A 4,388-nucleotide genomic window follows, 5' to 3' on the forward strand; every position below is an offset into this window, starting at 1 on the left:
TTTTCGAGCACCGTCATGTGCGGGAACAGGTTGAACTGCTGGAACACCATGCCGACGTTGCGGCGCACCGCCTCGACGTTCTTCGGCCCCGCGGTGAGTTCGATGCCGTCGACGACGATCCTGCCGCTGCGGACCTGCTCGAGCTGGTTGATGCAGCGGATGAGCGTCGACTTGCCCGAGCCGGACGGGCCGCAAAGGACGATTCGCTCGCCTGTGCGGACCGTCAGGTTGACGGCCTTCAGCGCATGGAAAGCGCCGTAGTATTTCTCGACGTTTTCCATGCTCACCGCGAGCGAGACGGTTGCGTTCGCCTGTTCTGAACTCACGTGGACATCTCCCTGCGGCCGGCCGTGCCTGAACCTACTTCTCGGCGTTTTCGATGAAGTCCGGCAACGGCGCCTTCATCCATTGCTCGTGCAGCTTGCCCAGGCTTCCGTCCTTCTTCTTCCCGTTCAGGAAGTCGTTGACGGCGGCAAGCAGCTCGGGCGAGTCCTTGCGCACGACGATACCCTGCGCCTGCTGGCGCAGCAGGAACTTCTTGGTGAAGCGGTCCGGCGCCGTCTTTTCGATCTGGCCGATCGCGATGTCGGCAACGCCGAGCAGCGGCACCTGGCCGGAGATCAGTGCCTGCGCGGAGGAGGCGTCGTCGTCGTAGCGCTGGACGTTGGTGTCGGCCGCGGCGATTGCCGTCACGGCGGTGTCCTGCGTGGTGCCGCGGGTGACGCCGATCGTCTGGCCCGCGAGGCCCGCCTTGTCGGTGATGGCGATATCCTTGTCGCCATAGACGAACTGCTCGAGACCGGCATAGGGCACCGAGAAGTTGACAACCTTGAGGCGTTCCTCGGTGATGCCGAGCGTGGCAAACAGCACGTCGGCCTGGCCCGACAGCAGGTACTGGATGCGGTTGGCCGAGGTCACCGGCAGGATGGTCAGCTTGACGCCGATGCTGTCGGCGAACTCCTTGGCGAGATCGGGATCGTAGCCGACGGCCTGGCCGTTGGAATCGAGCAGGCCGAAGGGTGGGTAATCGACCAGCGAGCCGACGGTGATCGTGCCTTTGTCCTTGATTTCCTTCAAGGTCAGGGCTGAAGCCGGCATCACGGTGACGGCCGCCGCGACCGCGACGCTCGCGACGAACGTCAGAGCATTTTTCCAGAGTGTCATCAGGTGTATCCTCCCTTTCAAAAAATGCATCCCCGACATCGAGGGTCCGGACAATTCGAGACGTCAGCGTGTCGCCAGAGCGGCGTAATGCCCTTCCATGCGCCGGGCGTAGACCGAAAGCGGCCAGCACAGGCAGAAGTAGATGATGGTCACCAGCCCGTAGACCTTGAGCGGCGAGTAGGTCGCGTTGTTCATGATCTGCGCGGCGCGCATCAGCTCGACGAAGCCGATGATCGAGGCGAGCGACGTGCCCTTGATCAGCTGGACGAGGAAGCCGACGGTCGGCGCCAAGGCGATGCGCGCGGCCTGCGGCAGGATCACCGATTTCATCCGATCGAAATAGGACAGGCCAAGCGCCCAGCTCGCCTCGCTCTGGCCTTCCGGCACCGCCTGGATGCAGCCGCGCCAGATCTCGCCGAGAAAGGCGGCGGCGTGCACGGTAAGCGCCAGTGCGGCCGCCACCCAGGGGCTGACGCCGAAGCCGATGATCTGCAGGCCGAAATAGGTGAGGAAGAGCTGCATCAAGAGCGGCGTGCCCTGGAACAGGCGAATGAAGCCGAGCGCCGGCAGGCAGAGCAGCCGGTATTTCGACACCCGCGCCAGCGCCACCACGAGTCCGCCGACGGCGCCGCCGGCAAAGGCGGCGGCCGAAAGCGCGATGGTCCACTGGACAGCCAGAATGATGAACCAGAATTCCTGTATGCCGAAGGGGCGGATCATGACCTCGCTCCTACCGGCTTAAGGGATAGTTAAAGGCGAGGCGCTGGATCAGGCGGAACAGGCCGGAGAAGCCGAGCGACATGACGAGGTACATGCCGGTGATGACAAGATAGACCTCGAAGGCGGTGAAGGTTCGCTGCTGGATGTCGTTGCCGGCGGCGGCCAGGTCCGTCGCCGAGATCACCGAGACGACGCTGGTCGACAGCATCAGGTAGACGAACTGGCTGGTCAGCGCCGGGTAGATGGTACGCACCGCCTGCTTCAGGATGATGTAGCGGAAGATCTGCAGGCGGTTGAGCCCGAGCGCGACGCCGGCCTCGACCTGGCCCTTGGCGATGGATTCGATGCCGGCCCGGATGATTTCGGTGGCGAAGGCGCCGACATTGACCACCAGCGCCACGATGGCGGCGGTGTTCGGCGTCATGCGGATGCCGAATTCCGGCAGCGCGAAATAAATGAAGTAGATCTGCGCCAGGAAGGGTGTGTTACGGACGAGCTCGATATAGGCGTCGATCAGCCAGCGCAGCGGGGGCGGCCCGCCGGTCTTGGCAAAGGCCAGCACGACGCCGACGATCAGGCCGAGAATCATGGCAACGAACGAGAGCTGGATGGTGATCCACGCGCCCGTTAGAAGATGGTCCATGTTCGCGAACACGGGCGCGAATAGGAGCTGATACTGCATGACCTCCCTAACTTCCGGCTGCTCCAGAAATGCCTGCCCGCCACGCTCCGATCCGCCGACCGCGCGCGCCTCCCTATCGGGGAAGCTTAAGCCGGCGGCGCGATGCAGAGATATTATCGGTTCGGTTCCCCCCACCTCGCCAAATGTGTTGGCTGGCGCCGCCCGCGCGGCGGTTCAATCCAGCCGGTAGACGCGCCTCGCGGTGCCGGCAAACAGCCCGCGTTTCACGCCGTCGGATGCGCCGGAAACGATGCGCTTGAAGGCGTTCCAAAGGGCGGCATAGCCGATGCCCATCCGGTCGACCGGGAAGTTGCTCTCGAACATGGCGCGGTCGGCTCCGAAGAGTTCGATGCAGGTCTCGATGTAGGGACCCCACATGGAGGCGAGTTCGGCCGAGGTCGGCGGCGCGGGCCGGGTGTTGTAGTCGTAGGCGGCAAGCCGCATCATCATGCCGCCGAGCTTGATCGAGACGTTCGGGCAGGTGGCGAGTTCGGCCATCGACGCCTTCCAGGCGGCGAAGACCTCGTCCTTGCGGCCGGCATAGGGGCCGTAGCCGAGCGGGCAGCCGCAATGGCCCATGACGATGCTGGCCTCCGGAAAGGCGCGCGCGAGGTCGGTGACGTCGGCGAGCTGGGGATGGTAGAGCCAGGCGTCGAAGGATAGGCCCATGGCGACGAGCCGGGCAAATCCGGCGCGGAAATGCGGCTGCCCGTAAAGCCCGGGCGCGATGCCCGGAAAGCTGTTGCCGATGATCGGGTCGGCGTCCCACCCGCCTGAGTGGCGGATGCCTCGGAAACGACCGCCGCCGGCCCGTACATGCGCCTCCAGGACCGGCGCGACGCCGTCGCCGAGCATCAGGTCGGCGAAGCCGACGATGCCGGCCGCAACACGGATCGGCCCGTAGATGCCATTGTCGCACATGGCGGCGATGCCGGCGGCGACCTCGGTCTCACCGACGGGCTGCATCTCCTTCGGGCCGAAGGCGCGATCCCATTCGTAAGCGTTCATGTGAACGGTGGCGACGACCGTGTGGCCACTGTTGGCATCGGCGAGGAACTCGTCGAGCATGTAGCGGTGGCCGCTGGTGGTGCGAAGGTCCCAGAGATGATGATGGGTGTCGATGATCTCCAATTCGGGGTCGAGAATGACCTCCGGCTCTGCCGTCGCCAGCCAGGCTTCGTCCGGCGGGAAAATACGGCCGTATCGGGTGGGCAGTCTGGACGAACGCATCGGTATTCCCTGTCTCATTTTTTGTCCGTGGACCGTGAAGCCGGCGGCCTCACGGAGCGGGCACAAGCCGGCAACGCAATGCCGATCCCGTGCCGGTGACGGCGAGTTCGCACGGCGCCGCGACGTCGAACGGTTGCGTCAGCGTACCGGTGAAGACCACGCCGCTACACCTCCGGACCTGTCCCCGTTCGCGCAGATGCGCGATCAGGTGGCCGAGCACCGCGAGCGTATCGGGCAGATCGTCGCCGCGCAGGCCGCGGGCGCGCAAATGGCCGTCGACCGTGACGCCGGCATGTGCGGCGATGTCGCCGATCGCGTCAAGATCGACGGTTTGGCCCAGGACCACCGCATGCGACACGCAATTGTCGGCGATCGTGGCCGGTACGCCGATGCGCTGGCGGTCGGGAAGGCGCGAGGAGACGATTTCGAAGCCGATATGCGCGGATTCGATCAGGTCTGGGGTGACGACGGGTCCGGCGTCACACGCCAGCACGAGCGCGATCTCCAGTTCGATAGTGACGCTGGCATCGCGGGGCACGATGACGTCTTCGCCACTGACGTGGCGGCGCGGCGCCAGGATGCGCCCGAAGAT

The 4,388-nt window shown here is 65.1% G+C and carries 6 protein-coding genes; all 6 read right to left on the minus strand.

Features of this window, described 5'->3' with window-relative positions; genetic code table 11:
- Positions 1–281: ATP-binding cassette domain-containing protein (locus EOC06_RS33305; RefSeq protein ID WP_164898884.1), on the minus strand; the 281-nt coding region annotated here is incomplete at its 3' end.
- Between the two features lie 79 nt (positions 282–360).
- Entirely contained in the window at positions 361–1,164 is an 804-nt protein-coding gene (locus EOC06_RS33310) for a transporter substrate-binding domain-containing protein (RefSeq protein ID WP_127268071.1), read from the minus strand.
- Between the two features lie 63 nt (positions 1,165–1,227).
- Positions 1,228–1,884: an amino acid ABC transporter permease gene (locus EOC06_RS33315; RefSeq protein ID WP_024504873.1), complete on the minus strand. Its 657-nt coding sequence runs from the start codon at positions 1,882–1,884 to the stop codon at positions 1,228–1,230.
- A 10-nt stretch (positions 1,885–1,894) separates the two neighbouring features.
- The gene (locus EOC06_RS33320) at positions 1,895–2,566 is read right to left on the minus strand and encodes an amino acid ABC transporter permease (protein ID WP_024504874.1); all 672 of its coding nucleotides are present in this window, start codon (positions 2,564–2,566) and stop codon (positions 1,895–1,897) included.
- 174 nt (positions 2,567–2,740) lie between these two features.
- On the minus strand, positions 2,741–3,796 hold the full coding sequence (locus EOC06_RS33325) for an amidohydrolase (RefSeq protein ID WP_024504875.1): 1,056 nt from the start codon (positions 3,794–3,796) through the stop codon (positions 2,741–2,743).
- Positions 3,797–3,845: 49 nt separating this feature from the next.
- On the minus strand, positions 3,846–4,388 hold a 543-nt coding region (locus EOC06_RS40435), incomplete at its 5' end, for a hydratase (protein ID WP_164898883.1).

Origin of the sequence: Mesorhizobium sp. M7A.F.Ca.MR.362.00.0.0, assembly GCF_004023175.1 — a bacterium.
Classification (GTDB): Bacteria; Pseudomonadota; Alphaproteobacteria; order Rhizobiales; family Rhizobiaceae; genus Mesorhizobium.

Coding starts and splice junctions, on each gene's coding strand:
- EOC06_RS33325 (WP_024504875.1), bottom strand. CDS start 3,796: ATGCGTTCGTCCAGACTGCCCACCCGATACGGCCGTATTTTCCCGCCG.
- EOC06_RS33310 (WP_127268071.1), bottom strand. CDS start 1,164: ATGACACTCTGGAAAAATGCTCTGACGTTCGTCGCGAGCGTCGCGGTC.
- EOC06_RS33320 (WP_024504874.1), bottom strand. CDS start 2,566: ATGCAGTATCAGCTCCTATTCGCGCCCGTGTTCGCGAACATGGACCAT.
- EOC06_RS33315 (WP_024504873.1), bottom strand. CDS start 1,884: ATGATCCGCCCCTTCGGCATACAGGAATTCTGGTTCATCATTCTGGCT.